The following is a 3,033-nucleotide window of genomic DNA, read 5'->3' as shown; positions in this document are numbered from 1 at the left end:
TGTTATTTTATATTTGGTCAAGCCCTCGACCTATTAGTATTAGTCAGCTAAAAATGTTACCATCCTTACACCTCTAACCTATCAACCTGATGTTCTTTCAGGGGTCTTACTAACTTGTGTTATGGGAAATCTTATCTTGAGGTGGGCTTCACGCTTAGATGCCTTCAGCGTTTATCCCTTCCCGACATAGCTACCCAGCCGTGCCGCTGGCGCGGCAACTGGTACACCAGAGGTCAGTCCATCCCGGTCCTCTCGTACTAAGGACAGCTCCTCTCAAATTTCCTTCGCCCGCGACGGATAGGGACCGAACTGTCTCACGACGTTCTGAACCCAGCTCGCGTGCCGCTTTAATGGGCGAACAGCCCAACCCTTGGGACCTACTTCAGCCCCAGGATGCGACGAGCCGACATCGAGGTGCCAAACCTCCCCGTCGATGTGGACTCTTGGGGGAGATCAGCCTGTTATCCCCGAGGTAGCTTTTATCCGTTGAGCGATGACCCTCCCACGAGGAATCACCGGATCACTAAGCCCGACTTTCGTCCCTGCTCCACCTGTATGTGTCGCAGTCAGGCTCCCTTCTGCCTTTGCACTCTTCGCGCGGTTTCCAACCGCGCTGAGGGAACCTTTGGGCGCCTCCGTTACTTTTTAGGAGGCGACCGCCCCAGTCAAACTGCCCATCTAGCTATGTCCCGTGGCCAGTTTCATGGCCTCCGGTTAGAATCTCAATACTGTCAGGGTGGTATCCCAAAGATGGCTCTGCAGTCCCTGACGAAACTGCTTCCTAGCCTCCCACCTATTCTGTACAGACAATACCGAAACTCAATGCTAAACTACAGTAAAGCTCTACGGGGTCTTTCCGTCCAATCGCGGGTAGCAAGCATCTTCACTTGCACTACAATTTCGCCGGATTTGCTGTTGAGACAGTGCCCAAATCATTACGCCATTCGTGCGGGTCGGAACTTACCCGACAAGGAATTTCGCTACCTTAGGACCGTTATAGTTACGGCCGCCGTTTACTGGGGCTTAAGTTCATGCCTTCGCTTGCGCTAAGCAATCCCCTTAACCTTCCAGCACCGGGCAGGCGTCAGCTCCTATACTTCAGCTTTCGCTTTAGCAGAAACCTGTGTTTTTGATAAACAGTTGCTTGGGCCTATTCTCTGCGGCCTACTCTCGTAGGCACCCCTTATCCCGAAGTTACGGGGTCAATTTGCCGAGTTCCTTAACAGCAATTCTTCCGATGGTCTTAGGATTCTCTCCTCATCTACCTGTGTCGGTTTGCGGTACGGGCACCAAACTCCTCGATAGAGACTTTTCTTGGCAGCATGAAATCAGATACTTCGGAAATAAATTTCCTTCCCCGTAACACCCCAGGCTTAAGAATAAGCGGATTTACCTGCTTATTCACCCTCAGTGCTTAGACACACATCCAATAGTGTGCACATCCTATCCTTCTGCGTCATCCCATTTCTGATAACGTCGTTTGGTGGTATCGGAATATCAACCGATTGTACATCGCCTACGCCTTTCGGCCTCGGCTTAGGTCCCGACTTACCCTGAGCGGACGAACCTTCCTCAGGAAACCTTAGATTTTCGACCACTAAGATTCTCACTTAGTTCTCGCTACTTATGCCAGCATACTCTCTCCTGTACAGTCCACCACTCCTTTCGGTATGACTTCTGCCCATACAGGATGCTCCTCTACCACTCGTACGAAGTACGAGTCCACAGCTTCGGTGTTAGATTTTAGCCCCGGACATTTTCGGCGCAGGATCTCTTGACTAGTGAGCTATTACGCACTCTTTTAATGTATGGCTGCTTCTGAGCCAACATCCTAGTTGTCTTAGAAATCCCACATCCTTTTCCACTTAATCTATACTTTGGGACCTTAGCTGGTGGTCTGGGCTGTTTCCCTTTTGACTACGGATCTTATCATTCGCAGTCTGACTGCTGCACTAATAATATCTGGCATTCGGAGTTTGATAGAGTTCAGTAACTGTTGTCAGCCCCTACCTCATTCAGTGCTCTACCTCCAGTATTCATATGCAACGCTAGCCCTAAAGCTATTTCGAGGAGAACCAGCTATATCCGAGTTCGATTGGAATTTCTCCCCTATCCACAGCTCATCCCATGGTTTTTCAACACCAATGTGGTTCGGGCCTCCACGGAATTTTACTTCCGCTTCACCCTGTCCATGGATAGGTCACTCGGTTTCGGGTCTACAGCATGCAACTAGTCGCCCTATTCAGACTTGGTTTCCCTTCGGCTCCGCACCTTAGGTGCTTAACCTTGCTGCATACCGTAACTCGCTGGCTCGTTCTACAAAAAGCACGTCATCACACTTAAATGTGTTTTGACCGGTTGTAGACACACGGTTTCAGGTTCTATTTCACTCCCCTTCCGGGGTTCTTTTCACCTTTCCCTCACGGTACTTCTTCACTATCGGTCACCAGTTAGTATTTAGCCTTGGGAGGTGGTCCTCCCAGCTTCCCACAAGGTTTCACGTGTCTCGTGGTACTCTGGAGTAGATCGGCTTTTTTCTCTTTTAACCTACAGGACTGTTACCTTCTATGGTTTCACTTTCCAGAGATATTCGGTTAAGATATTAAGCATTGTGATCTATCCGCAACCCCGGAAACAAGTTTCCGGTTTGGGCTCTTTCCTTTTCGCTCGCCGCTACTAAGAAAATCGATTTTTCTTTCTCTTCCTCCGGGTACTTAGATGTTTCAGTTCCCCGGGTGTGCCCCTGTATACCTATGAATTCAGTATACAGTTCATGATGTTAATCATGAGGGTTTCCCCATTCGGAAATCTCCGGATCACAGGCTATTTGCGCCTACCCGAAGCTTATCGCAGCTTATCGCGTCCTTCTTCGACTTCTGGTGCCAAGGCATTCACCATGTGCCCTTTGTAGCTTGACCTTTAAAGAATATATTTCGAAAAAATATATTATATTAAATCAATTACAAAGTTAAACTTTGCCTTAACTTAATTTATTAAAATAACTTTACTTACTATGCAATTTTCAAAGTACAA

The 3,033-nt window shown here is 48.3% G+C and carries 1 rRNA gene; it reads right to left on the bottom strand.

Annotated elements, in window-relative coordinates:
* Positions 1 to 13 precede the first annotated feature (13 nt).
* A 23S ribosomal RNA gene (locus tag LQK79_RS20675) occupies positions 14 to 2,918 on the bottom strand.
* Between the last annotated feature and the right edge of the window lie 115 nt (positions 2,919 to 3,033).

Origin of the sequence: Clostridium guangxiense, from assembly GCF_021043395.1 — a bacterium.
GTDB classification, from domain to species: domain Bacteria; phylum Bacillota; class Clostridia; order Clostridiales; family Clostridiaceae; genus Clostridium_S; species Clostridium_S guangxiense.
Note: the sequence above shows the minus strand (reverse complement) of the source record. Positions and strands in the feature narration are given on the sequence as shown.